Raw genomic sequence first — 26,660 nt, forward strand, 5'->3', positions numbered from 1 at the left:
GACAAACGTAACGCGCCGAATTGACGGTGATCAATCTATTGTGGGGACGCCTTGGCCAATTCTCAAATCGTTTCTGACTACGGCGGCGATTGATGCATCACGCACTTGACAGGCACGAGCGTCGCGCGGTGAATCAGTCGCGGTCCTGCTGCATTGTTCGTTCCGCAGCTTCGATGGTATTCACCAGCAGCATGGTGATTGTCATCGGCCCGACACCGCCCGGCACCGGCGTAATGAATCCGGCAACTTCCTTTACATTCGCAAAGTCCACGTCGCCGCACAGTTTGCCGTTTTCGTCCCGGTTCATGCCGACATCGATTACCGTTGCGCCTGGCTTGAGCATATCCGCGGTCAGGATGTTGCGCCGGCCCGTCGCCGCGACGACAACATCTGCGTGGCGCGTGAGCGCCGCCAGATCGCGCGTCTTGCTGTGCGTGATGGTGACCGTGGCGCCGGCTTCGAGCAGCAGCATGGCCATCGGCTTGCCGACGATGTTCGAGCGCCCGATCACGACCGCATTCGCGCCTTCCAGCGCGATTTTGTGCGCCTCGAACATCTTCATCACGCCATAGGGGGTGCAAGGACGGAACAACGGCTTGCCGGTCATCAGGGCGCCCGCATTCTCGACGTTGAAACCGTCGACATCCTTCGCCGGCGCGATTGCTTCGATGACCTTGTGGCTGTCGATATGTTTCGGCAGCGGCAGCTGGATCAGAATGCCGTGGACGTTCGGATCGTTGTTCAGGTCGTCGATTCGGGTCAGCAATTCGCTTTCCGTGAGCGTGGACGGGTAACGATCGAACACGGAATGCAGGCCGTTGTCCTGGCACGCCTTGACCTTGTTGCGCACGTAGACTTCACTGGCCGGATTTTCGCCGACGAGGACAACGGCGAGGCCCGGCTGCTGGCCACGGGCGGTCAACGCGGCGGCGCGTGAAGCGACATCGGCGCGAATGGTCTTGGAGAGGGCGTTGCCGTCGATGATTTGGGCAGTCATAGGAATCTGGGCGGGGAGGCCGCCGGGTGCTTGAAGGGCGCAGAGCGCGGGAGGCTGTCGTGCCGATGGAATTCCACAGGCGTAACGTTGCGGTCAGACTTGAATTATACCCGCCATGGCTCGGCGGATTTGTATGGGGAGAGGTGCCGGGAAGGGTAAAAGCTGGTGTTGAGGCGCGTTCGTAGCGAATGCTGAACGCGCAAGCCGATCGTTCGGCGAAGTTGCAACACCGGCGCCGCCGGCCTGATAACCGGCGCGCCGATGTAACGGTAAAACCTTACTGCGCCTGCTGCGTCTGCGGCTTGTTGGAAAGCGCGAGCCTCAGCAAGTCGGCAACGGTATTCACGGAAAGCTTCTCCATGATATTCGCCCGATGTGCCTCGACCGTCTTGATGCTGATTCCGAGGTCATCGGCGATCTGCTTGTTCAGGCGCCCCGCGATGATCCGCTCAAGCACCTGGTGTTCGCGCGCAGTCAGTTTGCCCAGCCGCTCGGCCGCAGCACGCTGCTGCTGCACGCTCGAGCTTTCGGTACGCGCCTTGTCGAGCATGCGTTCCACGAGCTTGCGCAACTCGGCTTCATCGAACGGCTTTTCGATGAAATCCATCGCGCCCTTCTTCATGGTCGAGACAGCCATGGGCACGTCGCCGTGACCCGTCACGAAGATGATCGGCAGCAGCGAATTCTCGGCGATCAGCTTTTCCTGCAACTCGAGACCGCTCATGCCGGACATGCGCACATCGAGTATCAGGCACGAGATCGCGCCGGAATGGGCGATCGGGAGGTAAGCATCGAGGTACGCTTCAGCGCTCGCGAAACACGAGACGCGGTAGCCATTGGCTTCAAGCAGCCAGCGCAAAGAATCACGCACGGCCTCGTCGTCGTCGACGACAAACACCGTTTCCTGAGTGGTGACTGTGCTCATAGCTCTCCCGTAACAGTTTGTTGTGTGGGTTGATGGCTGAGAGCCTCCTGCCCGCTATTACCCGGACTGTCGGCTTCTCCGATTGGCAAACTGCAATGGAATGTCGCGCCCGTGACCTGGCCGGCGGTGTCGATATTGTTCACCACCCAAAGCCGTCCACGATGCGATTCGATGATCGACCGGCAAATATTCAGCCCCATGCCCATGCCGTCGGACTTGGTGCTGTAGAACGGCTCGAACAGGCGCTCGGCGGTGGCTTCGTCCACGCCCGGCCCCTGGTCGACCACGCTGATGCATACGAAACCGCCGTCGGTGCGCTGCACGACCACGCGGATCACCGGATCGACGGCGTTCGGCTTGGCGTCGTGCATGGCTTCGGCCGCGTTCTTCAGCAAGTTCACGAGCACTTGTTCGATCAGCACCGGGTCCACATGGATCACCGGCATGCGCGAACGGATTTCGGTGAGTATTCGGATCTTGCGCTTGCGTGCTTCGATTTCCGCAAGACCCACGGCGTCCGCCACGATGTCACTGACACGCGTCGGCTGCCGCTTTGGCTCGCTGCGCTTCACGAATTCGCGGATGCGCTTGATGATCATGCCCGCACGCACCGCCTGCTGCGCGGTTTTTTCGAGCACGGGCAGCAGCGCGTCCTGCGTCATCCGCCCCGATTTCACGAGCGCGACGCAACCCGAACAGTAGTTATTGATCGCGGCGAGCGGCTGATTCAGTTCATGCGCAAGCGATGACGCCATCTCGCCCATCGTCATCAGGCGGCTGGTGAATTGCAGCTTTTCTTCCTGCTGATCGGCGAGTTCCTGCGCTTGTTTGCGCGTGGTGATGTCGGTCGCGATCTGCATCTGTGCGAGGTGACCGTCCACCCACTGGATGTACTGGCGGCGTACTTCGAACCATTTCTGGATGCCTTCCACATACACTTCCTGCGCGTCCGATGTACTTTCGGTCAGCGCAGTGGCGGGCAGGCCGGCGTAGGTATCGACCATATCGATGGAATCGGACGACGCCTGGGCCGTATCGAAACCCGCGCCCGCAAGTTCGAGATGGCCGTCCGGACGGATGCCGAACAAATGCCGGTAATAGCGGTTCGCGAACAGCAGTTCGGCTTCGTCGGCGGCTAGCACGGACACGGCGGCGTCGAGGCTTTCGAGCACGGTCGTGAAGCGCTCGTGCGCAGCGGCGAGGTCCTCGCGGGCGCGGCGCGGCTCGGTGATGTCGGTCATGGAAGACATCCAGCCCGTCTGGCGTCCCGAACTGTCGATCAGCGGCGACACGTAAAGCCGTGCATGGAAGAACGAACCGTCCTTGCGACGCACGCGCAGTTCAAATCCGGACGATGGCGCCTTGCCGCGCAATGTCATGTCGAGTTGCCGCTGCATCTCGGGGTACGCGTCTTTCGGCCAGTACGGGAAGGGTGCCACCTTGCCGACCAGATCGCTTTCGTCCCAGCCCGTCATGCGGCAAAACGCCGGGTTCACGTGCGTGATCCGGCCGTGCATGTCGAGCACGCGCATGCCGATCAGCACCGAGTTTTCCATCGCGCGGCGAAAGAATGCTTCGGCGTAAAGCGCCTGCTGCGCTTCGAAACGTTGCCGCGTGTGTTTCCAGAGACTCCACAAGCTCCACAACACGAAACACGACAACCCGGCGACGAGCCAGACGAGCGTGTTGTTGGTGAAATTGGTGAGTTGCGGGAACGAATAAACGCGTACCGACACCCCTTGTCCCGGCGGATCGAGCGGCAAATCGTAGAACATGTCGCGCGGCAAGCGTGGCCGGGTCGACGTCGTGGCGAGTTCGCGGTTGTTGAGATCGGTGATGGAAATCTTGTACTTCGCGGAAAGCTCGGAGGGAATGTCGTGCTTCAGAATCCCTTCGATGGAAAACACCGCCGCTATCGAGCCCAGGAACTCGCGATCGCGATACACCGGTGTCTGCAGCGTGATGTAGCCGTTGCCGACGTCATCGTAGATAAGGGGGGAGTAAATCTGGCGGCGGGTGGTGCGGGCTTCGTCAAAGGCGGCCTGGACGGCGTCGTCCATCTGCGCGTCCGTGGGTTTGGCGAGCCGCGAACCCAGCACGGGCAACGGCGTGTTTGGCCAGCGCGGTTTGTGCAGCGCCGTGTACCAGTTCATGTAGAGAATCTCGGGATGCCCCTGCATGATGTCGCCCGTGGAACTCTGGAACGACTGGGGATCGCCGTGGCCGGCCGCGATATCACGTGCGAGCGCCTGGACCTGTTCTTGCGCGCCGGTCATGGAAAGCCGGATCTGCTGCTGCGCCCATGCGACATTTCGATACAGCGTGTCCTCTTGCTGCTGCTGCTCGCGCCGGTTGAGGCTCCATAAGATGAGGCTCATCACGACGAGGAAAACCAGAATGGATATCAGCGGCGTGAGCAAATACGAGTTCGACCACCACGGTCCGTGGTGCCAGCGGGTCGGCGCCGTGTCGTTGAGTTTCTTCGACGAGCGGGCCGAGCGTGCGAAAAGCCGGTCGGTCAACATGCGCGCAATTGTAACGCAGCGAAGGACTGTTAAAAGGCGTAAAAAGGCTTCAAAAGCCCGGCATTTGATTGCAAGGACACTAAACCTCTCTCAAAAAGTCCTTGTCCCACGGTGCGTTGCAGCATTTTTCCGCATTATGAGATTGCCTCTCATGATTCGAAAAATTGCTTGCGTTACCGTTTATAGCCTCTTTAGAATTGCCGCACGCGCGCTTGTCCCCATTGTTTTCCGCGGCTGATCCCGTGGTTTTCCATAAGGCTCGCGTCGTCTGTTCACAGAGCGTTCCTCAAATCAGGAGACGAGCATGTCCGCTGTACCCGACGAAGTGATGAAATATGTCGCCAACGCCAAGGACGACGAAGATCCCCAGGAAACCGCAGAGTGGCTCGAAGCCCTCGACGGCGTTATCTCGGCGGAAGGCCCGGATCGCGCACATTACCTGATCGAAAAGCAGATCGAATTCGCACGCGTGCACGGCGAACATCTGCCGTTCTCGGCGAACACGCCGTACATCAATACCATCCCCGTTGCCGCCCAATCGAAGATTCCCGGCGACCAGGACATCGAACACAAGATCCGCTCGTACACCCGCTGGAACGCGATTGCCATGGTGCTGCGCGCCGGCAAGGACACGAACGTGGGCGGTCATATCGCTTCGTTCGCGTCTGCGGCGACGCTGTATGACGTCGGTTTCAACCACTTTTGGCACGCGCCGTCGCCCGAACATGGCGGCGACCTGGTGTTCGTGCAAGGCCACTCATCGCCGGGCGTGTATGCCCGCGCGTTCCTGCTCGGCCGCCTGAAGCAGAGCCAGCTCGACAACTTCCGCCAGGAAGTGGGCGGCGAGGGCATTTCGTCTTATCCGCATCCGTGGCTGATGCCGGACTTCTGGCAATTCCCGACCGTATCGATGGGCCTCGGCCCGATCATGGCGATCTATCAAGCGCGCTTCATGAAGTACATCGATGCGCGCGGTATCGCCAAGGCGGGCAACCGCAAGGTCTGGGCGTTCCTCGGCGACGGCGAAACGGACGAACCGGAATCGCTCGGCGCAATCGGCATGGCCGGTCGCGAGCGCCTGGACAATCTCGTCTTCGTGATCAACTGCAACTTGCAGCGCCTCGACGGCCCCGTGCGCGGCAACGGCAAGATCATTCAGGAACTCGAAAGCGAGTTCCGCGGCGCCGGCTGGAACGTGATCAAGGTGGTGTGGGGCAGCCGCTGGGACTCGCTCTTCGCACGCGATAAAACCGGTGCATTGATGCGCCGGATGATGGAAGTGGTCGACGGCGAATATCAAACGTACAAGTCGGAATCGGGCGCATATGTGCGCGAGCATTTCTTCAACACGCCGGAACTCAAGGCGATGGTTGCAGAGTGGTCCGACGAAGACATCTGGAACCTGAATCGCGGCGGTCACGATCCGCACAAGATCTACGCGGCGTACGCCGAAGCATCGAAGACGAAGGGCCAGCCGACTGTCATCCTCGCCAAGACCATCAAGGGTTATGGCATGGGCGAAGCCGGTCAGGCCATGAACATCACGCACCAGCAGAAGAAGCTGCACACGGATCAGCTGAAGAAATTCCGCGACCAGTTCAAGCTGCCGATTCCCGACGACCAGATCGCCGACGTGCCGTACCTGACGTTCGAAGAAGGTTCGAAGGAACTCGAGTACATGCGCGCTCGCCGCCAGGAACTCGGTGGTTACCTGCCGGCCCGCCGTCAGAAGGCCGAGTCGCTGCCGGTGCCGGATCTGTCGGTGTTCGAACCGGTGCTGAAGGGCACGGGTCCGGGCCGCGAGATCTCCACGACCATGGCGTTCGTGCGGATCCTCAACATCCTGTTGAAGGACAAGGCGCTCGGCAAACGGATCGTTCCGATCGTGCCGGATGAATCGCGTACCTTCGGCATGGAAGGGCTGTTCCGCCAGATCGGTATCTGGAATCAGGACGGCCAGAAGTATGTGCCGGAAGATTCGGATCAGTTGATGTTCTATCGTGAATCGGAAACCGGCCAGATTCTGCAGGAAGGGATCAACGAAGCCGGCGGGATGTGTGACTGGATTGCGGCGGCGACGTCGTACTCCACGCATAACGAGATCATGATCCCGTTCTACATCTTCTATTCCATGTTCGGCTTCCAGCGCATCGGCGACCTGGCATGGGCGGCGGGCGACATGCGTTCGCGCGGCTTCCTGCTGGGTGGTACGGCGGGACGCACGACGTTGAACGGCGAAGGCCTGCAGCACGAAGACGGCCACTCGCTGATGTGGGCAGCGTCCGTCCCGAACTGCGTGAGCTACGACCCGACCTTCGGTTACGAACTCGCGGTGATCATGCAGGACGGCCTGCGTCGCATGGTGGCCGAGCAGGAAGACGTGTACTACTACGTCACGGTCATGAACGAGAACTACGAGCACCCGGCGATCCCGCAAAGCGATTCGGTTGCGGCCGATATCGTCAAGGGCATGTACGCGTTCCGCAAGTCGGATGCCGACGCAAAGGCACCGCGCGTTCAACTGATGGGCGCAGGCACGATCTTCAACGAAGTGATCGCCGCCGCTGACCTGCTGAAGAACGACTGGAATGTCGCTGCCGACCTCTGGAGCGTTCCGAGCTTTACCGAGCTCGCACGCGACGGCATGGACGTCGAGCGCTGGAACCTGCTGCATCCGACCGAAGAGCGTCGGGTCTCGCACGTGACCAAGCTGCTGAAGGACGCGAAGGGTCCGGTGATTGCATCGACCGATTATGTGCGTGCGCTGGTCGACCAGATCCGCGGCTTCGTGCCGAACAAGTTTGTCGTGCTCGGCACGGACGGTTATGGCCGTTCGGACACACGTGAAAAGCTGCGCCACTTCTTCGAAGTCGACCGCTACTGGGTCACCGTCGCCGCGCTCAACGCGTTGGCCGACGAAGGCACGATCGACCGCAAGGTCGTCGCCGAGGCGATCAAGAAGTACGAGCTCGACCCCGCCAAACCCAACCCGATGACGGTTTAACGTATCGGCCCCCGAGTGTTGCTGCGTGAAGTCGCCTTGGCCCTGGCTGTAAGCCTCGTGCCAGGGCGATTTTCGCGTCGCGACCCAGGAGACAATAAACAATGAGTCAAGCGATCGAAATCAAGGTGCCGGATATCGGCGATTACACGGATATTCCGGTGATCGAGGTACTGGTGAAAGCGGGCGATACGGTTGAGAAAGAGCAATCGCTCGTCACGCTCGAATCCGATAAAGCGACCATGGACGTGCCGAGTTCGGCAGCCGGCGTCGTGAAGGAAGTGAAGGTCAAGGTTGGCGACAACGTTTCTGAAGGAACGTTGATCGTCGTGCTGGAAGGTGGCGAGGCGGCCGCTCCTGCTGCTGCTCCCAAGGCTGCTGAAAAGCCGACTGAACCGGCCAAGGAAAAGACCGCGGAAACCGCTGCGCCAGCGGCATCCTCGGGCGGCGGATCGGTTGAAGTGAAGGTGCCGGATATTGGCGACTTCAAGGATATTCCGGTTATCGAAGTGAACGTGAAGATCGGCGACAAGGTCGAGAAAGAGCAATCGCTCGTCACGCTCGAATCCGATAAGGCCACCATGGACGTGCCGTCGCCCGCAGCGGGCACGGTCAAGGAACTCAAGGTCAAGGTTGGCGACAACGTGTCCGAAGGGACATTGATCGTCGTGCTGGAAGGCGGGGCTGGCTCATCGGCACCCGCCGCTGCACCTGCCGCGCCGAAAGACGAAGCGCCGAAGCAGGAAGCACCCAAGGCGGCTGCGCCCGCTCAAGCCGCTCCGGCTCAGAAAGACGCGCCGTCCGCACTTGCGCTCGCTCCGGCAATTCCCGCTGGCGAAGGCGGTGCGCGCACGTCGAGCCATGCATCGCCTTCCGTGCGCAAGTTCGCGCGTGAACTCGGCGTGGATGTATCGAACGTTTCGGGCACCGGTCTGAAGAGCCGCATCACGCAGGCGGACGTCACCGCGTTCGTGAAGGGTGTGATGACGGGTCAGGGCAAGGCGCCGGCTGCGGCTGCAGCAGCGCCGGCAGGCGGCGGCGAGCTGAACCTGCTGCCGTGGCCGAAGGTCGATTTCACCAAGTTCGGTCCGGTCGATCCAAAGCCGCTCTCGCGCATCAAAAAGATTTCGGGCGCGAACCTGCATCGCAACTGGGTCATGATCCCGCACGTCACCAACAACGACGAAGCGGACATCACCGACCTCGAAGCGTTGCGCGTGACATTGAACAAGGAAAACGAAAAGGCCGGCGTGAAGTTCACCATGCTCGCGTTCGTGATCAAGGCGGTCGTTGCTGCGCTCAAGAAATTCCCGACGTTCAATGCGAGCCTCGACGGCGACAACCTCGTCTTCAAGCAGTATTACAACATCGGTTTCGCCGCCGATACCCCGAACGGCTTGATGGTCCCGGTGATTCGCGACGCCGACATGAAGGGTCTTGTCGATGTCGCCCGCGAAATGGCCGATCTCTCGAAGGCAGCACGCGAAGGCAAGCTGAAGCCGGATCAGATGCAAGGCGGATGTTTCTCGATCTCGTCGCTCGGCGGGATTGGCGGAACGCATTTCACGCCGATCATCAACGCACCTGAAGTGGCCATTCTCGGATTGTCGCGCGGCGCGATGAAGCCGGTCTGGGACGGCAAGGCGTTCGTGCCGCGGCTGATTCTGCCTTTGTCGCTGTCTTACGACCATCGGGTGATCGACGGCGCCGAGGCCGCGCGGTTCAATGCCTATCTTTCTGCTGTGCTGGCGGATTTCCGCCGGGTGAGTCTCTGATTTTTTGCGCCTGGCGGCCCGCTTCGCAGTGGTCCGCCAGCCATCTCGTCGAACTCGCTTTGCATGGCATCAAGGCAAAGACAGGCAAGTCTGCCGACGGCAGAACCGATCGCTTTCGCTTGAACGCTTTCGCAGGTTCTGCCCGCTTCTCATTTAGGGGACACCATGAGTCTCACCGAACTTAAAGTACCCGATATCGGCGATTTCAAAGACGTCGACGTCATCGAAGTCAATATCAAAGCCGGCGATGCCATCGAAAAAGAACAAGGCGTCCTGACTCTCGAATCCGACAAGGCTTCCATCGAAGTGCCGAGCGATCTCGTCGGTACGGTCAAGGAAGTCAAAGTCAAAGCCGGCGACAAAGTCTCGCAAGGCACCGTGATCGCGACCGTGGAAACGGCGGATGCGGGCAGCGAAAAGCCGGCGGAACAACCCGCTGCGCCGGCCAAGGCCGAAGCGGCAGCGCCGGCGCCTGCGCCGAAAGAAGCCGCTGCGTCCAGGCCTGCCGAACAAAAACCCGCAGGCGGCGGATCGCAGGACGTGAAGGTACCGGACATCGGCGATTTCACGGACATCCCGGTCATTGAAATCCACGTGAAGGCCGGCGATACGGTCGAGAAAGAGCAGTCGCTCGTCACGCTGGAATCCGATAAAGCCACCATGGACGTGCCGTCGCCCGCAGCGGGAACGGTCAAGGAAGTGAAGGTCAAGATTGGCGACAACGTCTCCGAAGGCTCGCTGATCCTGACGCTCGAAGGTCAGGGCGGTGGCGTAAGCCAGGTCGAGGAAAAGCCGCAGACCGCCGCGCCGCAGCCCGCCGAAAAGGCAAGCGCTGCGCCCGCGCCGAAGGCCGCATCGTTCTCCGGTTCCGCTGATATCGAGTGCGACATGCTCGTGCTGGGCGCGGGTCCCGGTGGGTATTCGGCAGCGTTTCGCGCGGCGGACCTGGGTATGAACACGGTCATCGTCGAACGCTATGCAACGCTTGGCGGCGTCTGCCTGAACGTCGGCTGCATTCCATCGAAGGCGTTGCTTCACGCTGCATCGATTACCGAAGAAGCCAAGGCGCTCGCGCACCATGGCATCTCGTTCGGTAAACCGACTATCGACCTCGACAAGCTGCGCGACTTCAAGTCGGGCGTGGTCAAGAAACTGACCGGTGGGCTCGCCGGAATGGCGAAGGCGCGCAAGGTCCAGGTGGTGACGGGCGTCGGCAAGTTCGTCGGCCCGAACCACATGGAGATCGAAGGCGAGGGCGGCAAGAAGGTCGTGCAGTTCAAGAAGGCGATCATCGCGGCCGGTTCGCAAGCCGTGAAGCTGCCGTTCATGCCGGAAGACCCGCGCGTTGTCGACTCGACCGGTGCACTCGAATTGCGCCAGATTCCGAAGCGCATGCTGGTGATCGGCGGCGGCATCATCGGCCTGGAAATGGCGACGGTGTACGCGGCGCTCGGTGCGCAGATCGATGTGGTCGAAATGCTCGATGGCCTGATGGCCGGCGCCGATCGCGACCTGGTGAAGGTGTGGGAGAAGTTCAACGCCAAGCGCTTCGCGAACGTCATGCTCAAGACGAAGACCACGAAGGCGGAAGCCCGGGAAGACGGCATCTACGTGAGCTTCGAAGGCGAAAAAGCTCCCGCCGATGCACAGCGCTATGACCTGGTGCTCGTGGCTGTAGGCCGCAGCCCGAACGGCGGCAAGATCGGCGCGGACAAGGCGGGCGTGGCGGTGACGGATCGCGGTTTCATCAACGTCGACAAGCAGTTGCGCACGAACGTCGAGCACATTTTTGCCATCGGCGATCTGGTCGGTCAGCCGATGCTCGCGCACAAGGCGGTGCATGAAGGCCACGTTGCAGCCGAAGCCGCGCATGGCGAGAAGGCGTACTTCGATGCGTTACAGATTCCGTCCGTCGCCTACACCGATCCCGAAGTGGCATGGGCCGGCAAGACCGAGGATCAGTGCAAGGCCGAAGGCATCAAGTATGGCAAGGCAGTGTTCCCGTGGGCTGCATCGGGGCGGGCGATTGCCAATGGCCGCGACGAAGGGTTCACCAAGCTCATCTTCGACGAAGAGACGCACCGGATCATCGGCGGCGGGATCGTGGGAACGAGCGCGGGCGACCTGATCAGCGAGGTGTGCCTGGCGATCGAAATGGGCGCGGACGCGGAGGATATCGGCAAGACGATCCATCCGCACCCGACGCTCGGTGAATCGATTGGAATGGCCGCCGAGTTGTACGAAGGCGTGTGTACCGACCTGCCGCCGCAGCGCAAGAAGTAACGGCCGGCAGTCGAATGCAAAAGCGGCGCGTTCTGCGAAGAACGCGCCGCTTTTTCCTGTCTTGCCACACTTCCCGAAGAGCGTAAAAAAACCGCTCGAGCGTGAACTGGAGCGGTTCTTTTTGCTACGCGACTTTCAAGCATTTACGCGAATCTTTTCGGATGCAAATGCTCGAACTACATCGCTTAAGCAGGCTTCTTTACGGCAGCGCGCGAAGCTTGAGCGGTTGCCTGCGATGCGGCCTTCGTGGCGGCCGTAGCGGCTGCGTTGAAGTTGCTTTCCGCGATTTCAACGGCTTGCTTGCTTGCCTTGTGAATGGTTTCGTACGTGGTGTTGGCGGCGGTAATGGCCGACTTCATCACGGCGACAGCCGTTTCCGAACCTGCCGGTGCGTTCTTGGCAACGTTGTCGACAAGTGCCTGCACCTTGCGGTTCTGGTCTTCGTACTGGGCTTCGGCAACGCGTGCGAATTCAGCTTGCGTGGACGATGCGATCTCATACAGGTGGCGGCCATACGACAGCGCCTTTTCGGCAACCGGCTGAGCCAGGCTGGCTTGCAGTGCGAGCAGTTCTTGCGCGTCCTTTACCGACAACACGCGCTGCGTGTTTTCCTGGCTTTCAGCCAGCGTCGACTTTACGACTTGCAGGTTCAGCTCAAGCAGCTTTTCCATACCTTCGAATGCCTTGTTCGTCAGACCGAACAGCATGTCGAATTGGGCTTTGTTTGCAGCGGCGATTTGTTCCGGGGTCAAAAGGGTCATGTCACGCTCCTGAAAGTCGACCCATCATCAGCGCGGGTCGTGGGTTTTGGCGGCGCCGGATCTCCGGCAGCCGTATGAGGCGAAACAGCTATTGGTGCGTCGCAACATGGAACCATTCTAGGCATATTCCTAAAGATGTCAAGCGTCTTTTTGTGCGTCGCAGCATGGGATGAAATGTTATTAAACAACGGCTTACGTAAGCTAAGTTGTTCTATGGAACCATATTTCGAGATGGAAGGCACCAGTTTGGGGCGACGGGCGCAAACGATTCCGATGCTAGGATCACGCGTCGACAAATTGGAATTCCGTTTCAATGAAGGCTTATTACAGCGACCGCTTCGTGCTGCCCTTGCCATCCGGTCATCGCTTTCCGATGCAGAAGTACCGGATGTTGCGCGAACGCGTCGAAGCCGAGTTGCCGGATGTCGAACTGGACGAGGCGCCCATCGCGTCTGATTCGGATCTCGAGCGCGTGCATGCCGCGGATTTCGTCGCTCGGGTTGCGACGGGTTTGCTGAGTGCGCAAGAGCAGCGGGAAATCGGTTTTCCATGGTCGCCCGAAATGGTCGAACGGTCGCGGCGGTCGGTGGGTGCGACCATCGCGGCATGTCGCGCGGCGCTGCGGGACGGATTTGCCGCGAATCTGGCTGGAGGCACGCATCATTCGTACGCGTCTCGCGGCGCGGGATTCTGTGTCTTCAACGACGCAGCCGTCGCGGCCCGCTTCATGCAGTCCGAGGCGCTCAAGCGGGGCGAGGACATGCTGCAAGTTGCGATCGTCGATCTGGACGTGCACCAAGGCAACGGCACGGCGGCTATCTTCCAGGACGATCCAAGCGTCTTCACGCTGTCCTTGCATGGCGAGTCGAATTATCCGTTCAGCAAGGAGACGAGTGATCTCGATGTCGCGCTGCCCGATGGCTGCGACGACGCCAACTATATGGAAGCGCTGGAAAAAGCACTGGCGACGATGTTCGATCGCGTTCAGCCGGCAATGCTTATCTATCTGGCGGGCGCCGATCCCCACGCGGGTGATCGCCTGGGACGGCTGGCGCTGTCAATCGATGGATTCGCCCGGCGCGACTCATTGGTGTTCGCTATGGCGGCCAAGCGCGGCTTGCCGGTTGCGATTACGATGGCGGGCGGTTATGGCCGCGACATCGACGTGACTGTCGATGTGCATCTGCAAACCATCCAGCTCGCCGCGGTCGCGGCTGGTTTGAGTAGGGCAGAGCATGCCGGGCTTACCGGCGGGGACGGTTGATTTGAAAAGGTTTGAAACGGTGTACACCAAAATTGTTAAACCAACGTTAACATTCGAAGTGGGCTGAAAATCGTCATAGTTTGTATGAACAAAAACTCGCGAGCTTGGTCGAACCGCCGGTCGCTTTACTCGCAGTTACGGATTACCTGAACACTCACTTCTGTTGATTCACTCGCTTTTGGCGAAATTTCGCTTTTAAGGTAGCACGCATGTTTTTCGCGGACGCCCTCCAAGCTGCCTCAAAAAGTGCCTTAAGTTTCACGAACTATTGCCGTTAGTTCGTTGATAGCCAAAGCTCTGCAATTACTTATGATGATCAAAACGATTGTGCTGATTGTCATGTTTTCTTACGATTAGGCCCTGAAACGTGTCCGGCTCCAAGGATCGTCTCTTACAATCCAGTTTAAGTACTGCCCATAAGTGCTTAATATTGCTAATTTTTCGAAGCTTTACTACACTGGCGACACTCTCTCGCCGGTCCAGAACAGAACACTAATGAAAACCGAAATGTTTTCGTCGCTCAGGGTGATCCACGGCGTTGCAGTCCGCACTGCGCTGTCGGTTGCCGTGTCGGTGGCGCTCGCGACGTCTTTCGCAGCCGCACCGGTCGACGCTTTAGCCAAGACCCCAACATCAAAAACCGCAAAAAAATCCACCAAGCCGGCCGCTGCTGCCGCGCCGCAAGCAAAGTCCGCCAAGCTGTCGAAGGTCGGCGCGCGTGCGCCCAAAGGCGCAAAGACGGCTAAAGTCGCTGCTGCTGCTCCCGCCGATGACGATGCAGTGCCCGCTGCGCGCGGTACCCGCCGGCATCGGGTGAGCTACCGGATGGATGCACATGGCCGTCGTGCCGCCGTGCGTTCGGTTGCGTATCAGCCACGCCCGCCGACCGTCGGACAGGCGTTTGGTTTGCATGAAACGCCAGATAGCCTTGCGCTGCGTTCGAGCGTCGCATACGTGGTCGACCAGAACACGTCCGAAACTCTCTTCGATAAAAACTCGCGCGCCGTCGTGCCCATCGCCTCCATCACGAAGCTGATGACCGCCATGGTCGTGCTCGATTCGAAAGCGCCGCTGACGGAAGAAATCGACGTCACCGACGAAGACCGCGACTACGAGAAATACACCGGCTCGCGCTTGTCCGTCGGTTCTGAATTGAATCGCGAAGACATGCTGCATATTGCGCTGATGGCATCGGAGAATCGGGCCGCCGCAGCGTTGTCGCGTTATTACCCGAATGGCCGGCCGGGTTTCATCGCTGCGATGAATGCGAAGGCGCGGATGCTAGGCATGACCGACACGCACTTCGAAAATTCGACCGGATTGACGAGCCTGAACGTGTCGAGCGCACGCGATCTCGTGAAGATGGTCAACGCGGCGTATCAATATCCGCTGATCCGGAAGTTCTCGACCGATCGCAGCTACGACGTATTCACCGGCAAGCGCAATCTGGCTTACAACAGCACGAATGCCTTGATTCGCAATCCGAGCTGGGACATCGGCTTGCAAAAAACCGGCTTCATCAACGAGGCGGGTGAGTGCCTCGTGATGCAGACGACTATCCACGGCCGTCCGGTCGTGATGGTACTGCTGGATTCGTCGGGCAAATATTCACGTTTCGCCGATGCCGGGCGTCTGCGCGGTTTCCTCGAAACCGCCGGAGAACCGCAAATCACCAGCGCCGATGCCGGCGGTGGTGGTACCTGATCTGCGAGGACGCCAGAAGCGTAAAAAAGCCGGTTTATCGAAAGATAAACCGGCTTTTGCATACCTGGCCCGAACAGACGGCGTGTCTAGCGCTGCTGGGAATCGGCGCTTGGTTCCGGCCGGTACCCCAGCGAACGCGAAATCTCGAGCGCGGTCCCGCTCAACTGGTTCAGCCAAGAGTCCTGCAGCCGGTCTGCCGGCGCGGACAGCGATAACCCCGCGACGAGCCGGCCGGTATCGTCGTAGATTCCTGCCGCGATACAGCGCACGCCAAGTTCAAGTTCCTCGTTATCCCGCGCGCATGCCTGGCTGCGTACGAACGACAATTCGCGCTCCAGCTTGGCTAGATCCGTAATGCTGTTTTGCGTGTGGCCGGAGAGGCCGGTGCGCGTAGCGTAGGCGCGGACTCGGGCGGATTCGTCGGCCGCGAGAAACAGTTTCCCCACCGATGTCAGATGCAAGGGCGCGCGTCCGCCAATGGCACGCACGACCTGCATGCCCGAACGCTCCGAATAAGCGCGCTCTATATAGACGATTTCGTCGCCCTGACGCACCGACAGGTTCACGGTCTGCCCGGTTTCGCGATGCAGTTCGCGCATGGGCGGCATGGCGGCTTCCCGAACCGACAGCCGCGCCTTCACCAGATTGCCGAGTTCCAGCAGACGCATGCCGAGCCGGTAAGTGCCTGGATCGGAACGGTCAACCAGCCGGCAAGTCACCATGTCGTTCAGGATGCGGTGCGCGGTCGAAGGATGCAGCGACGTGCTCTGCGAGAGTTCTTTGAGACTGACGGGATCGGTGTGCGCGGCAAGCGCATCGAGCAGGCGCATCATGCGCTCGATCACCTGAATGGACGTTCTGGATTCCGGGCTCGTATCGCTCATGGAGAAAATCAGTTGATACGTCAAACAGCGGAATTGTGATTGTATCTCGTATTGTGAAAAGAGCGAAAGGCGGTCGAACGCAGTCACGCTCGGGTTGTGGGGCCAACGGTAAAACGCAAAACAAAAAAAACCGTCCGGGATCTCATGTGGATCGAGGACGGTTTTTTGTGTGATAAGAAAGCGAGACGTCAGTGATTGCGTTCTGAAGTCTGCGGCGAAGGTTTCCCCCAGTTCGAACGGCCAACGTACGGCGTGCGCGCTTGCTGTTGCTGCGGTTGCGGTTGTGGCGCTGCGCCAGGGCCACCGGCTTGCGGCGGGCGGCCGCCTTGCGGACCGCCGCCTCCGGCTTGTTGTCCGCCGTGACCGCCAGGGGCGCCGCCTTGAGGACCGCCTCCGCCTGCTTGCTGTCCGCCATGACCGCCGCGATCGCCTCTGTCACCGCCGCGATCGCCGCCGCGGTATCCGCCACGATCACCCCGGTCGCCCCAGCCTCCAGGCGGCGGGCGCCGGTATCCAGGTCCATCGTCCCATCGCGGGCCGGGACCGCCGCCGTAATAGCCCCCGCCGATCACCACGCCTGACTGAACAACCGGCGCGCCATAGTAGCCGGGATCGTAGCCGCCAGGGTACGCAGGATAAGACGAGTAACCGCCACCCGCATAGGCGGGCGTGCCGTCGGGATAAACGGCGCAGCCCGCGACGAGCGCGGACGAAACGAGGATGAGTCCTGCGGCAGCGAGTTTCATATTTGATATTGCAAACAGTGGTTGATTACCGTATCTGACAGCATTGACGAAGGGTTGTCGCAAGAAACTTGTAAAGTTTTATCTCGCTGGTAACGCGCGCATAAAGGTCGAGACCCACTTGGGACGCGGCTTGCACCGCATTACAACGCCGATTGAACACGCGCTGTTGACACAACTGCAACAATGCTTTGTGCCTTAACGCATTTATCGGATCAGGACTAACCCTTACAATTCAACTGTCCTGCAGTGGGCCCGTCAGCCCACGGGACACGAGAAAGGGGTTAGAAATGAAAAAGACAATATCGACCTACTGGCCTGTTGCCATGCTTGTACCGCTCGCTCTTGCGGGTTATTGCCACGCAATCCACCCCATGGTGGGAGCGGCAGCACACCCGCAAAGCGCCGCTACAGTCAGCGCGGAGTTTGCGCGTGCCATTTCGCTGGGTCTTGTAGATTCGGACAGCGCCGCACCGGCAACATCGCCGTCGGTCACACAGACGTTTTGAACAAGCGTCGTTCGGGCGCAAAAGCGACGTCCTTTGTATAATTCGGGACCGTTCGCGTGCGCTCGCCTTGAGGGGATGCGAGACGGCAGGCGGTACTTTATCGACGCCTCAAGTCAACGATATCCGGAACCCGATGAACACGATCGCCATCTGCTTTGTGTGCCTTGGCAACATTTGCCGTTCGCCCAGCGCCGAAGCGGTGATGCTTCATCAAGTGGGGAAGGCAAGACTCTCGGACCGGATCGTCGTGGATTCTGCGGGCACGGGTGATTGGCATATCGGCCAGCCGCCGGATGAACGCGCCCAGCGCGCGGCCAGAACCCGTGGTTATGACCTGTCCTTGCTGCGTGGCCGGCAAGTCGGCGAAACAGATTTCGCGCGGTTCGACCTCCTGATCGCAATGGACGATGCCAACGCTGCCGCGCTCGCAAAACTCTGCCCACCGGAGTACCGCGACAAGATCCGTTTGCTCATGGAATTCGCCACGCGCGATGACAGCCGCGTTGTCGTCGATCCTTATTTTGGGGGCGATGAAGGTTTCGAGCGGGTGCTCGACCAGTGCGAGGACGCTTGCGAAGGCCTGCTGAAAGCGCTGCGCACCCAGTTGGTGTCCTAGGCGCATGGCAGCCGAGCGGGTTTCGGCCCGCGAAACGTCTCAGCAAATTCCTAATAAATGAACCTGAGATACTTGACTAAATCCGTAGGCTATTTATACTTGAGCAAAATCATCGAGTATTAGCAGTAGCCCCCGGTAGCCACAAATTATGAGACTCACCACGAAAGGCCGTTTCGCCGTCACGGCGATGATCGACTTGGCATTGCGCCAGGAGCAGGGCCCGGTGACGTTGGCCGGAATCAGCCAGCGCCAGCACATATCGCTCTCTTACCTTGAACAGTTGTTCGGCAAGCTGCGCCGCCACGAAATCGTGGAGTCGGTGCGGGGTCCGGGTGGCGGATACAATCTCGCTCGCCGTGCTGAAAACGTCACGGTCGCGGACATCATCATTGCGGTGGACGAACCTATCGATGCGACGCAGTGCGGTGGCAAGGGCGCGTGCGAAGGCACGAAGCAGCACGACGGCCATTGCATGACCCACGAACTCTGGTCCACGCTCAATCAGAAGATGGTCGAGTATCTCGACTCCGTCTCGCTGAAAGACCTGGTCGACCAGCAGCGTGCGCGCGATGGTTCGCCGGCGGTATTGCGCGATCGACGTGCCGATACGGCGGCCGTGGAGCCTGCCCGCGTGGCGCCAAAAGGACCGAATTCCGTTTTCAACCTGGCCGGCTGACGGCTGCCGCGCGTCCATAAAGCCGACGCGGCTGTCTCGCCTGGAAAAGCCAATTGAGTCAATTCCCGGAGCAACTGATGAACAACGACATTCCCCATCTGCCCATTTACATGGATTACAGCGCAACGACCCCGGTCGACCCGCGCGTGGTGGACAAGATGATTCCGTATCTGCGTGAGCAGTTCGGCAATCCGGCATCGCGTAGCCATCAGTACGGCTGGGATGCGGAACGGGCAGTCGAAGAAGCGCGCGAGAACGTCGCGAAGCTGGTCAATTGCGATCCGCGGGAAATCATCTGGACGTCGGGCGCAACGGAGTCGGACAACCTCGCCATCAAGGGCGCTGCGCATTTCTACAAGAGCAAGGGCAAGCACATCATCACGGTGAAGACCGAGCACAAGGCCGTGCTCGATACCTGCCGCGAGCTCGAGCGCGAAGGATTCGAAGTCACGTACCTGGATGTGAAGGACGACGGTTTGCTGGATCTGGACGTGTTCCAGGCGGCGATCCGCCCGGACACCATCCTCGTGTCCGTGATGAACGTGAACAATGAAATCGGCGTGATCCAGGATGTTGCGGCCATCGGCGAGATCACGCGTGCGAAGGGCATCGTGTTGCATGTCGATGCAGCGCAAGCCACCGGCAAGATCGAGATCGATCTGCAAAAACTGAAGGTCGACCTGATGTCGTTCTCGGCGCACAAGACGTATGGCCCGAAGGGTATCGGCGCGTTGTTCGTGCGTCGCAAGCCGCGCATCCGTATTGAAGCGCAAATGCATGGCGGCGGTCACGAGCGCGGCATGCGGTCAGGTACGCTGGCGACGCACCAGATCGTTGGCATGGGCGAGGCTTTCCGCATCGCGCGTGAAGAAATGGCGACCGAAAACGAGCGCGTGCGCATGTTGCGCGACCGCCTGTTGAGGGGTCTCTCGGAGATGGAAGAGGTTTATGTGAACGGCGACATGGCAACCCGTGTGCCGCATAACCTGAACATCAGCTTCAACTTCGTTGAAGGCGAGTCGCTGATCATGGCGGTCAAGGATGTGGCGGTGTCTTCCGGGTCGGCTTGCACATCCGCTTCGCTGGAACCGTCATACGTGCTGCGCGCGCTTGGCCGCAACGACGAACTCGCGCACAGCTCGATCCGCTTCACGGTTGGCCGCTTTACGACCGAGCAGGACGTCGACTACGTGATCAATCTGTTGAAGGGCAAGATTCAGAAGCTGCGCGATTTGTCGCCGCTTTGGGAAATGCATAAGGATGGCATCGACATCTCGTCGATCCAGTGGGCCGCGCACTAAGCAGCACTTTGCGCCCCGGTTGAACGCACACGCATACGAATTCAAGGAGTTTGAATCATGGCTTATAGCGACAAGGTTCTGGACCATTACGAAAACCCGCGCAACGTCGGTTCGTTCGGCAAGGACGACGACACGGTCGGCACCGGCATGGTCGGCGCGCCCGCGTGCGGCGACGTGATGAAGCTGCAGATCCGCGTGGGCGCGGACGGTGTGATCGAAGATGCGAAGTTCAAGACGTATGGCTGCGGCTCGGCGATTGCCTCCAGCTCGCTCGTGACCGAATGGGTCAAGGGCAAGACCCTGGACCAGGCGCTGACGATCAAGAACACCCATATTGCTGAAGAACTGGCTTTACCGCCGGTCAAGATTCACTGTTCGATTCTCGCCGAAGACGCAATCAAGGCCGCCGTTGCAGACTACAAGCAACGTCATGGTGCGGGCGTTGCAGAAGCGGCTCCGGTTGAAGCGAAGCAGCACGCAGCGTAAGCAATTCAGGGAGGGGCGCCTGGGTCTGCAAGAGAGATCCGGCGCTCGGGTTTTGGATTCAAAGCAAGGCTGCAGCATGCGACCGGGAGCAACCATCCGGATTCAAGCAACTGCTGAAGAGAGACTATGGCAATCACGTTGACGGACAAGGCAGCACAGCACGTGCAGAAGTATCTGGTTCGACGCGGCAAGGGCGTAGGGCTGCGTCTTGGCGTGCGCACGACCGGCTGTTCGGGCCTCGCTTACAAGCTCGAGTACGTGGACGAACTCGCGCCGGAAGATCAGGTGTTCGAGTCGGCGGGCGTGAAGATCATTGTCGATCCGAAGAGCCTCGCTTATATCGACGGCACCGAACTGGATTTCGCGCGCGAAGGGCTGAACGAAGGTTTCAAGTTCAACAACCCGAATGTGAAAGACGAGTGCGGCTGCGGCGAATCTTTTCGCGTATAGCATTGTGGAAGAACAGCAAAGAGGCGGCGCGTGCCGCCTTTTTCTTTAGCGTCACTGCTTTTTAAGTCCATCTATCCTCCTCCCATGGCCACGCTCAACGACAGTCACTTCGACCTGTTCGATCTCCCGCCGACTTACGCCATCGATTCCGCGAAGCTGGACGAAGCGTATCGAACGGTGCAGGCGCAGGTTCATCCCGACCGGTTTGCAGCCGCGGGCGATGCGCAAAAGCGCGTTGCGATGCAGTGGGCCACGCGCGCGAACGAGGCGTACCAGACGCTGCGCGACCCGCTCAAGCGGGCCACGTACATGCTCTCGCTGCGCGGTGTGCATGCCGACGCCGAGAACAACACGGCGATGGAACCGGCCTTCCTGATGCAGCAAATAGAATGGCGCGAAAATATCGAGGACGCGGCGGGGGCGAAGAACGTGGGCGCGCTCGAGTCCCTGCTCGAGGAAATGCGCGACCAGGAACGCATTCGCTTCGAAAAGCTGGCGGCTTTGATCGACAGTCACGCCGATCAGGCGGCAAGTGAAGCCGTCCGCCAGTTGATGTTTATCGAACGTGTGGCGAGCGAGATTGGCAACCAGATCGAAAAGCTCGACTGATTTCAGACCACCAGACGACACTACAGGCGTCACCAACCCCCAATAGAGCAACGATGGCTTTACTGCAAATTTCAGAACCCGGCATGGCTCCGGCGCCGCATCAGCGGCGCATTGCCGTGGGCATCGATCTCGGTACGACGAATTCGCTCGTGGCCGCCATGCGCAACAGCGTAGCTGAAGTGCTGCCCGACGAGGACGGCCATTACCTGCTGCCGTCGGTGGTCCGGTATCTGGAGAAGGGCGGCCGGCGTATCGGTCGTGTTGCGAAGGAAGAAGCGGCGCTTGATCCGCGCAACACGATTGTTTCGGTCAAGCGTTTCATGGGCCGCGGCAAGAGTGAAGTGGAAGGCGCCGAGAACGCGCCCTACGATTTTGTCGATGCGCCAGGCATGGTGCAGATTCGTACTATCGATGGTGTGAAGAGCCCGGTGGAAGTATCGGCGGAAATCCTGGCGACGTTGCGTTATCGCGCGGAAGATTCGCTTGGCGACGATCTGGTCGGTGCGGTGATCACCGTTCCGGCTTATTTCGATGAAGCCCAGCGTCAAGCCACGAAAGACGCCGCGAAACTCGCCGGCCTGAACGTGCTGCGTTTGCTGAACGAACCGACTGCGGCCGCGATTGCTTATGGGCTGGACAACGCATCGGAAGGGTTATACGCCGTGTACGACCTCGGCGGCGGAACCTTCGACCTGTCGATTCTCAAGCTCACCAAAGGCGTCTTCGAAGTGCTCGCGGCAGGCGGCGATTCAGCGCTGGGAGGGGATGATTTCGATGCCATGGTTTATCGGCACGTGCTCGCAAAAGCGAAGGTGAAGCCGGCAACGCCTGAGGACGTGCGGCTGTTGCTCGATCATGTGCGTACGGCCAAGGAAGCGTTGTCGGATGCGCCGGAAGCGCGCATCCAAGCCGCGTTCTCCGATGGTCAGAAAATCGATCTGACAATCACCGAAACCGACTTTGCCGCGCTGACTGAAACGCTGGTTGCACGCACGCTGACGCCGACCCGCAAGGCGTTGCGCGATGCGAAGATCTCGGCGTCCGAGATCAAGGGCGTCGTGCTGGTTGGCGGCGCGACGCGTATGCCGGTGATTCGGCGCGCGGTCGAAGAATATTTCGGCCAGCCGCCATTGACCAATCTCGATCCCGATCAGGTCGTGGCGCTCGGCGCTGCGATCCAGGCCGACATGCTCGCGGGCAATCGAAGCGGCGAGGGCGATGACTGGCTGTTGCTGGACGTGATTCCGCTGTCGCTCGGTGTCGAAACCATGGGCGGCCTGACGGAAAAAATCATCCCGCGCAATTCGACCATTCCGGTCGCGCGCGCGCAGGACTTCACGACCTTCAAGGACGGCCAGACCGCAATGGCCATTCACGTGGTGCAGGGCGAACGCGAGCTCGTTTCCGACTGCCGGTCGCTCGCGCGTTTCGAGCTGCGCGGCATTCCGCCCATGGCCGCCGGCGCTGCGCGCATTCGCGTGACGTATCAGGTGGACGCGGACGGTTTGCTGTCGGTGTTTGCGCGCGAACAATTGTCGGGCGTGGAGGCATCGGTGGTCGTGAAACCGTCCTACGGTCTTGCCGATGACGACGTTGCCCGCATGCTGGAAGAGAGCTTCACCACCGCCGAAGTCGATATGCGCGCCCGCGCGCTGCGCGAAGCGCAAGTCGACGCACGGCGTCTGGTAGAAGCATCGCAAGCGGCGTTGGGCGCGGACAGCGAACTGTTGGACGACGCCGAGCGCGCGAATATCGAAATGTTGATCGGCCAGCTGGCAACGGTCACGACGGGCGACAGCACGGACGCCATCGAAGCCGCGACCAAGGAACTGGCCGCCGCCACCGACGAGTTCGCCGCCCGCCGCATGAACAAAAGTATTCGCCGCGCACTCGCCGGCCGCCGGCTCGACGAAGTCTGAGCCCATAACGACATAGAACGGAAAGAAGTCATGCCCCAGATCGTAGTTTTGCCCCACGTCGAGTTGTGCCCGGATGGCGCGGTGATCGACGCGGACTTATCGAAGAGTATTTGCGACAACTTGCTGGATAACGGCATCGAGATCGAGCACGCGTGCGAGAAGTCATGCGCCTGCACGACGTGTCACGTGATCATCCGCGAAGGATTCAACGCGCTGGTTCCATCGGAAGAAGACGAGGACGATTTGCTCGACAAGGCATGGGGACTCGAGCCGACGTCGCGGTTATCATGTCAGGCGATGGCACCCGCCGACGAGGATCTCGTGGTCGAGATTCCGCGCTACACCATCAATCACGCTAAAGAGAATCACTGAAACTATCAGGGACCTTGAGACAGGAGCGCTTGCCATGAAGTGGACAGACACGCAGGACATCGCGATGGCACTGACCGACGCGCATCAGAACGTCGATCCGCAGTTCGTGCGATTTACGGATTTGCATCGCTGGGTGACGGAATTGGCAGGCTTCGACGACGATCCTGAGAAATCCAACGAGAGGATTCTCGAGGCGATCCAGGCGGCATGGATTGAAGACGCGGATTACTGAATCTGGCGTCGGCCAAGACAAAACAAAACGGCGATTCCGCGAGGAGTCGCCGTTTTGTTATCCAGCTCAACCAGCCAACCGATATCAGCCCGCAGCCAGCGTACCGTTCTCGATGCGCACGCGTTGGCCCTGGCTGAATGGCGGCGGCTCACGATACGTGAAATAACGCGTCTTGCCGTTTTCCATGTGCACGCGCACCGAATAATCGGTCTCGCTGCGCAGATGTTTTTCCACCGCGTTACCGCCGAGGCCGCCGCCTAAAGCGCCGAGAATCGTCATGCCGGTACGGCCACCTCCGCGACCAAACTGGTTACCGATCAGACCACCCGCGACCGCGCCGCCAACTGCACCGATACCCGTGCCGTGACCTTCGCGCTTCACCGCCGAGATGCCTTCAACCGTGCCGCAAGTAGAGCAGTACGCGGCTTGCACTGGTTGCTGCTGCGCATAGTTCGGCTGTTGCGCGGGTTGCTGTTGAGCCACTTGGCGGGCCTGCTGTTCCTGCGCTGCTTGTTGCTGTTGCGCCGCTTGCTGTTGAGCGACTTGCTGCTGCGCCTGTGCCTGAGCCGCTGTCGGCGCCACGGGTTGTGTCGCGACCTGTGCTGCTTGCGTTTGGTCGTTCACAGGCGACGTGCTGGACGCCTTCGGAAAGAGTCCAGTGACGGCGGCCGTAGCCGCGAGACTCGCGATGATGACCGCGCCCGCGGCGGTAGCCACCAGTGGGTGAATCTTGCGATTGGGTGAATTTGGTGTGGTCATGTTGTTGTTGCTGTTATCCATTTTTGAACCTCCGTCTCAAGGCAGAGTGCGATGTTGCTGGGTGTCTGGTGATTAGTTTGCGGCAGTATCCGCCGCCGGATTTATCAATTTGTAACGTTTCGGTGTGATCTATTGACGCAAGAACCGCACCGGGATCGATAAATGCTACAGGTGCTTGTTTTATAAGGGTTTTTGCCTGTATTGGGTCCGTGGTTTCGCTCAACAGCAATTACCTTTTACCTAAAGTTACAAACTTTATGACCCATCTGAACGTAAAAAAGGCGCTTTCGCGCCTTTTTTACAAACCAGCCGTGTTTGCCGAAATCAGTCTTCCCGGCGCAAATGTGGGAACAGGATTACGTCACGGATGCTAGGGCTGTCGGTGAGCAGCATGACCATCCGGTCAATACCAATCCCGCAGCCGCCCGTCGGCGGCATGCCGTGTTCGAGCGCGCGAATGTAGTCGGCGTCGTAGAACATGGCTTCTTCGTCACCGGCATCTTTTTGGTCGACCTGCTTTTGAAAGCGTGCAGCCTGATCTTCAGGGTCGTTCAGCTCGGAGAAGCCGTTCGCGATCTCGCGGCCCGTGATGAACAGCTCGAAGCGCTCGGTGATTCCCGGAACCGTATCCGATGCCCGTGCCAGCGGCGACACCTCCAGCGGATAGTCGACAATGAACGTCGGCTCCCACAATTGCGATTCCGCGGTTTCCTCGAACAGCGCGAGTTGCAGCGCGCCCACGCCGGCATTCAGGAACTGCGGCTGCGATGCATCGACGCCAAACTTTTTTAGTTCCGGGCGCAGGAACGCTGGATCGCCAAGTTGTTCGTCCGTGTATTGCGGTGCAAATTTCTGGATTGCCTCGCAAATGGTCAGCCGATGGAACGGCTTCGATAAATCCAGCTCGCGCCCCTGATAGGTGATGTTGGCGGTACCGCGTGCATCGATGGCCGCCTGCCGGATCAGCTCTTCCGTGAAGTTCATGATCCACGTGTATTCCGTGTACGCGGCGTAGAACTCCATCATGGTGAACTCGGGGTTGTGTCGCGGCGACACGCCTTCGTTGCGGAAATTGCGATTGATCTCGAACACGCGTTCAAAGCCGCCGACCACCAGCCGCTTCAAATACAGCTCGGGCGCGATACGCAAAAACATCTGCATGTCGAGCGCGTTGTGATGCGTGACGAACGGCTTTGCCGCGGCGCCGCCGGGAATCGGATGCAGCATCGGCGTTTCCACTTCCATGAAATCCGCCTTCGCCATGAAGCTGCGAATCGACGCGAACGCCTTCGTGCGCGCAATAAACGTCTGGCGCGTTTCCGGCGTCACGATCAGGTCGACGTATCGCTGGCGATAGCGCATTTCCTGATCGGACAGCCCGTGGAATTTGTCGGGAAGAGGGCGCAACGCCTTCGTCAGCAGACGCAACTCGGTGCATCGGACAGAAAGTTCGCCTTTGTTCGTGCGGAACAAAACGCCCTTCGACGCGATGATGTCGCCCAGGTCCCACTTCTTGAACGCGTCGTAGACGTCCTGGCCGACGTCGGCGGGTGTGATGAAGAACTGGATCTGGCCGCTGCCGTCCTGCACTGTCGCAAAACTTGCCTTGCCCATCACGCGTTTCAACATCATGCGGCCGGCGACAGCGACTTGCAGCGGCTCGGCTTCGAGCGCTTCCTTGTCTTTATCGGCGTAATCGGCTTGCAGCGCGGCGGCCCGGTGCGTCGGACGAAAATCGTTCGGGTACGCGATGCCTTGCTCGCGCAGCGCACGGAGTTTGTCGCGACGCTCGGCGAGGATCTGGTTTTCTTCCAGTTCGGGAGCGGCGCCCGGCTGAGTCGGTTCGGTCATGATGTCTTCGGCGATGAA

Annotated in this window: 23 protein-coding genes and 1 pseudogene; 16 read left to right on the plus strand and 8 right to left on the minus strand. The window is 59.9% G+C overall.

Going from position 1 to position 26,660, the window contains the following annotated elements; translation table 11 throughout:
- Positions 1-133 precede the first annotated feature (133 nt).
- From folD to fixL, 3 genes are all read right to left on the minus strand, one after another.
- Positions 134-997 carry a bifunctional methylenetetrahydrofolate dehydrogenase/methenyltetrahydrofolate cyclohydrolase FolD gene (folD, locus tag AXG89_RS11400; RefSeq protein WP_062169743.1) on the minus strand — a complete coding sequence of 288 codons (864 nt, stop codon included), beginning with the start codon at positions 995-997 and terminating at the stop codon, positions 134-136.
- Between the two features lie 277 nt (positions 998-1,274).
- The gene (gene fixJ / locus AXG89_RS11405) at positions 1,275-1,922 is read right to left on the minus strand and encodes an oxygen response regulator transcription factor FixJ (RefSeq protein WP_060816916.1); all 648 of its coding nucleotides are present in this window, start codon (positions 1,920-1,922) and stop codon (positions 1,275-1,277) included.
- Positions 1,919-4,447, minus strand: a complete 2,529-nt coding sequence (gene fixL / locus AXG89_RS11410; RefSeq protein WP_061999045.1) for an oxygen sensor histidine kinase FixL — start codon at positions 4,445-4,447, stop codon at positions 1,919-1,921. Before fixL ends, fixJ begins: the two co-directional genes overlap by 4 nt.
- A gap of 304 nt (positions 4,448-4,751) precedes the next feature.
- Here fixL and aceE point away from each other — a divergent pair, with 304 nt between their 5' ends.
- The 4 genes and pseudogenes from aceE to lpdA all read left to right on the plus strand — a co-directional run bounded on the left by aceE (position 4,752) and on the right by lpdA (position 11,506).
- The gene (aceE, locus tag AXG89_RS11415) at positions 4,752-7,451 is read left to right on the plus strand and encodes a pyruvate dehydrogenase (acetyl-transferring), homodimeric type (RefSeq protein ID WP_061999046.1); all 2,700 of its coding nucleotides are present in this window, start codon (positions 4,752-4,754) and stop codon (positions 7,449-7,451) included.
- Positions 7,452-7,552: 101 nt separating this feature from the next.
- Positions 7,553-9,223, plus strand: a complete 1,671-nt coding sequence (gene aceF / locus AXG89_RS11420) for a dihydrolipoyllysine-residue acetyltransferase (RefSeq protein ID WP_062169744.1) — start codon at positions 7,553-7,555, stop codon at positions 9,221-9,223.
- A gap of 165 nt (positions 9,224-9,388) precedes the next feature.
- Positions 9,389-9,553, plus strand: a pseudogene (locus AXG89_RS44615) (biotin/lipoyl-containing protein); the annotation flags it as partial.
- Positions 9,554-9,763: 210 nt separating this feature from the next.
- A complete protein-coding gene (gene lpdA, locus AXG89_RS11425; protein WP_062170545.1) occupies positions 9,764-11,506 on the plus strand; it encodes a dihydrolipoyl dehydrogenase in 1,743 nt (580 codons plus the stop codon).
- 185 nt (positions 11,507-11,691) lie between these two features.
- Here the strand turns inward: lpdA and AXG89_RS11430 are convergent, their stop codons facing one another.
- Positions 11,692-12,267, minus strand: a complete 576-nt coding sequence (locus tag AXG89_RS11430) for a phasin family protein (RefSeq protein WP_061999048.1) — start codon at positions 12,265-12,267, stop codon at positions 11,692-11,694.
- A 313-nt stretch (positions 12,268-12,580) separates the two neighbouring features.
- Between AXG89_RS11430 and AXG89_RS11435 the strand changes: the two genes are divergently transcribed.
- Both AXG89_RS11435 and pbpG read left to right on the plus strand, forming a co-directional pair.
- Entirely contained in the window at positions 12,581-13,531 is a 951-nt protein-coding gene (locus AXG89_RS11435) for a histone deacetylase family protein (protein ID WP_062169745.1), read from the plus strand.
- Between the two features lie 495 nt (positions 13,532-14,026).
- Complete coding sequence (gene pbpG, locus AXG89_RS11440; protein WP_061999050.1) at positions 14,027-15,235, plus strand: D-alanyl-D-alanine endopeptidase; 1,209 nt, start codon at positions 14,027-14,029, stop codon at positions 15,233-15,235.
- 86 nt (positions 15,236-15,321) lie between these two features.
- Here the strand turns inward: pbpG and AXG89_RS11445 are convergent, their stop codons facing one another.
- Positions 15,322-16,119 carry an IclR family transcriptional regulator gene (locus AXG89_RS11445; RefSeq protein WP_062000796.1) on the minus strand — a complete coding sequence of 266 codons (798 nt, stop codon included), beginning with the start codon at positions 16,117-16,119 and terminating at the stop codon, positions 15,322-15,324.
- Between the two features lie 188 nt (positions 16,120-16,307).
- Positions 16,308-16,865 carry a hypothetical protein gene (locus AXG89_RS11450; RefSeq protein ID WP_062169746.1) on the minus strand — a complete coding sequence of 186 codons (558 nt, stop codon included), beginning with the start codon at positions 16,863-16,865 and terminating at the stop codon, positions 16,308-16,310.
- Positions 16,866-17,152: 287 nt separating this feature from the next.
- Between AXG89_RS11450 and AXG89_RS11455 the strand changes: the two genes are divergently transcribed.
- The 10 genes from AXG89_RS11455 (at position 17,153) to iscX (ending at position 24,032) form a co-directional block, all read left to right on the plus strand.
- Complete coding sequence (locus AXG89_RS11455; protein WP_062169747.1) at positions 17,153-17,371, plus strand: hypothetical protein; 219 nt, start codon at positions 17,153-17,155, stop codon at positions 17,369-17,371.
- Between the two features lie 133 nt (positions 17,372-17,504).
- Entirely contained in the window at positions 17,505-17,987 is a 483-nt protein-coding gene (locus tag AXG89_RS11460) for a low molecular weight protein-tyrosine-phosphatase (protein ID WP_062169748.1), read from the plus strand.
- A gap of 148 nt (positions 17,988-18,135) precedes the next feature.
- Positions 18,136-18,663 (plus strand): Fe-S cluster assembly transcriptional regulator IscR, encoded by a 528-nt coding sequence (iscR, locus tag AXG89_RS11465; protein ID WP_062169749.1) that lies wholly within the window; start codon positions 18,136-18,138, stop codon positions 18,661-18,663.
- Positions 18,664-18,740: 77 nt separating this feature from the next.
- On the plus strand, positions 18,741-19,964 hold the full coding sequence (locus AXG89_RS11470) for an IscS subfamily cysteine desulfurase (RefSeq protein ID WP_062169750.1): 1,224 nt from the start codon (positions 18,741-18,743) through the stop codon (positions 19,962-19,964).
- 57 nt (positions 19,965-20,021) lie between these two features.
- On the plus strand, positions 20,022-20,450 hold the full coding sequence (gene iscU / locus AXG89_RS11475) for a Fe-S cluster assembly scaffold IscU (protein WP_061999055.1): 429 nt from the start codon (positions 20,022-20,024) through the stop codon (positions 20,448-20,450).
- A 126-nt stretch (positions 20,451-20,576) separates the two neighbouring features.
- Positions 20,577-20,900, plus strand: coding sequence for an iron-sulfur cluster assembly protein IscA (iscA, locus tag AXG89_RS11480; protein WP_047896463.1), 324 nt, complete (start codon positions 20,577-20,579; stop codon positions 20,898-20,900).
- 84 nt (positions 20,901-20,984) lie between these two features.
- Complete coding sequence (gene hscB, locus AXG89_RS11485) at positions 20,985-21,509, plus strand: Fe-S protein assembly co-chaperone HscB (RefSeq protein ID WP_062169751.1); 525 nt, start codon at positions 20,985-20,987, stop codon at positions 21,507-21,509.
- Between the two features lie 53 nt (positions 21,510-21,562).
- Positions 21,563-23,428, plus strand: a complete 1,866-nt coding sequence (gene hscA, locus AXG89_RS11490) for a Fe-S protein assembly chaperone HscA (protein ID WP_062169752.1) — start codon at positions 21,563-21,565, stop codon at positions 23,426-23,428.
- A 30-nt stretch (positions 23,429-23,458) separates the two neighbouring features.
- Positions 23,459-23,800 carry an ISC system 2Fe-2S type ferredoxin gene (gene fdx, locus AXG89_RS11495; RefSeq protein ID WP_061999057.1) on the plus strand — a complete coding sequence of 114 codons (342 nt, stop codon included), beginning with the start codon at positions 23,459-23,461 and terminating at the stop codon, positions 23,798-23,800.
- A gap of 34 nt (positions 23,801-23,834) precedes the next feature.
- Positions 23,835-24,032, plus strand: a complete 198-nt coding sequence (iscX, locus tag AXG89_RS11500) for a Fe-S cluster assembly protein IscX (RefSeq protein WP_061999058.1) — start codon at positions 23,835-23,837, stop codon at positions 24,030-24,032.
- A gap of 84 nt (positions 24,033-24,116) precedes the next feature.
- Here the strand turns inward: iscX and AXG89_RS11505 are convergent, their stop codons facing one another.
- Both AXG89_RS11505 and lysS read right to left on the minus strand, forming a co-directional pair.
- Positions 24,117-24,812, minus strand: a complete 696-nt coding sequence (locus tag AXG89_RS11505) for a glycine zipper 2TM domain-containing protein (protein ID WP_062169753.1) — start codon at positions 24,810-24,812, stop codon at positions 24,117-24,119.
- Positions 24,813-25,115: 303 nt separating this feature from the next.
- The gene (gene lysS, locus AXG89_RS11510; RefSeq protein WP_062169754.1) at positions 25,116-26,642 is read right to left on the minus strand and encodes a lysine--tRNA ligase; all 1,527 of its coding nucleotides are present in this window, start codon (positions 26,640-26,642) and stop codon (positions 25,116-25,118) included.
- Between the last annotated feature and the right edge of the window lie 18 nt (positions 26,643-26,660).

It is taken from the genome of Burkholderia sp. PAMC 26561 (genome assembly GCF_001557535.2).
Taxonomy (GTDB): domain Bacteria; phylum Pseudomonadota; class Gammaproteobacteria; order Burkholderiales; family Burkholderiaceae; genus Caballeronia.

Bases quoted from the DNA above. Each gene is read 5' to 3' on its own strand.
- folD (WP_062169743.1), bottom strand. From the start codon at position 997: ATGACTGCCCAAATCATCGACGGCAACGCCCTCTCCAAGACCATTCGC.
- fixJ (WP_060816916.1), bottom strand. From the start codon at position 1,922: ATGAGCACAGTCACCACTCAGGAAACGGTGTTTGTCGTCGACGACGAC.
- fixL (WP_061999045.1), bottom strand. From the start codon at position 4,447: ATGTTGACCGACCGGCTTTTCGCACGCTCGGCCCGCTCGTCGAAGAAA.
- aceE (WP_061999046.1), top strand. From the start codon at position 4,752: ATGTCCGCTGTACCCGACGAAGTGATGAAATATGTCGCCAACGCCAAG.
- aceF (WP_062169744.1), top strand. From the start codon at position 7,553: ATGAGTCAAGCGATCGAAATCAAGGTGCCGGATATCGGCGATTACACG.
- AXG89_RS11430 (WP_061999048.1), bottom strand. From the start codon at position 12,267: ATGACCCTTTTGACCCCGGAACAAATCGCCGCTGCAAACAAAGCCCAA.
- AXG89_RS11435 (WP_062169745.1), top strand. From the start codon at position 12,581: ATGAAGGCTTATTACAGCGACCGCTTCGTGCTGCCCTTGCCATCCGGT.
- pbpG (WP_061999050.1), top strand. From the start codon at position 14,027: ATGAAAACCGAAATGTTTTCGTCGCTCAGGGTGATCCACGGCGTTGCA.
- AXG89_RS11445 (WP_062000796.1), bottom strand. From the start codon at position 16,119: ATGAGCGATACGAGCCCGGAATCCAGAACGTCCATTCAGGTGATCGAG.
- AXG89_RS11450 (WP_062169746.1), bottom strand. From the start codon at position 16,865: ATGAAACTCGCTGCCGCAGGACTCATCCTCGTTTCGTCCGCGCTCGTC.
- AXG89_RS11455 (WP_062169747.1), top strand. From the start codon at position 17,153: ATGAAAAAGACAATATCGACCTACTGGCCTGTTGCCATGCTTGTACCG.
- AXG89_RS11460 (WP_062169748.1), top strand. From the start codon at position 17,505: ATGAACACGATCGCCATCTGCTTTGTGTGCCTTGGCAACATTTGCCGT.
- iscR (WP_062169749.1), top strand. From the start codon at position 18,136: ATGAGACTCACCACGAAAGGCCGTTTCGCCGTCACGGCGATGATCGAC.
- AXG89_RS11470 (WP_062169750.1), top strand. From the start codon at position 18,741: ATGAACAACGACATTCCCCATCTGCCCATTTACATGGATTACAGCGCA.
- iscU (WP_061999055.1), top strand. From the start codon at position 20,022: ATGGCTTATAGCGACAAGGTTCTGGACCATTACGAAAACCCGCGCAAC.
- iscA (WP_047896463.1), top strand. From the start codon at position 20,577: ATGGCAATCACGTTGACGGACAAGGCAGCACAGCACGTGCAGAAGTAT.
- hscB (WP_062169751.1), top strand. From the start codon at position 20,985: ATGGCCACGCTCAACGACAGTCACTTCGACCTGTTCGATCTCCCGCCG.
- hscA (WP_062169752.1), top strand. From the start codon at position 21,563: ATGGCTTTACTGCAAATTTCAGAACCCGGCATGGCTCCGGCGCCGCAT.
- fdx (WP_061999057.1), top strand. From the start codon at position 23,459: ATGCCCCAGATCGTAGTTTTGCCCCACGTCGAGTTGTGCCCGGATGGC.
- iscX (WP_061999058.1), top strand. From the start codon at position 23,835: ATGAAGTGGACAGACACGCAGGACATCGCGATGGCACTGACCGACGCG.
- AXG89_RS11505 (WP_062169753.1), bottom strand. From the start codon at position 24,812: ATGGATAACAGCAACAACAACATGACCACACCAAATTCACCCAATCGC.
- lysS (WP_062169754.1), bottom strand. From the start codon at position 26,642: ATGACCGAACCGACTCAGCCGGGCGCCGCTCCCGAACTGGAAGAAAAC.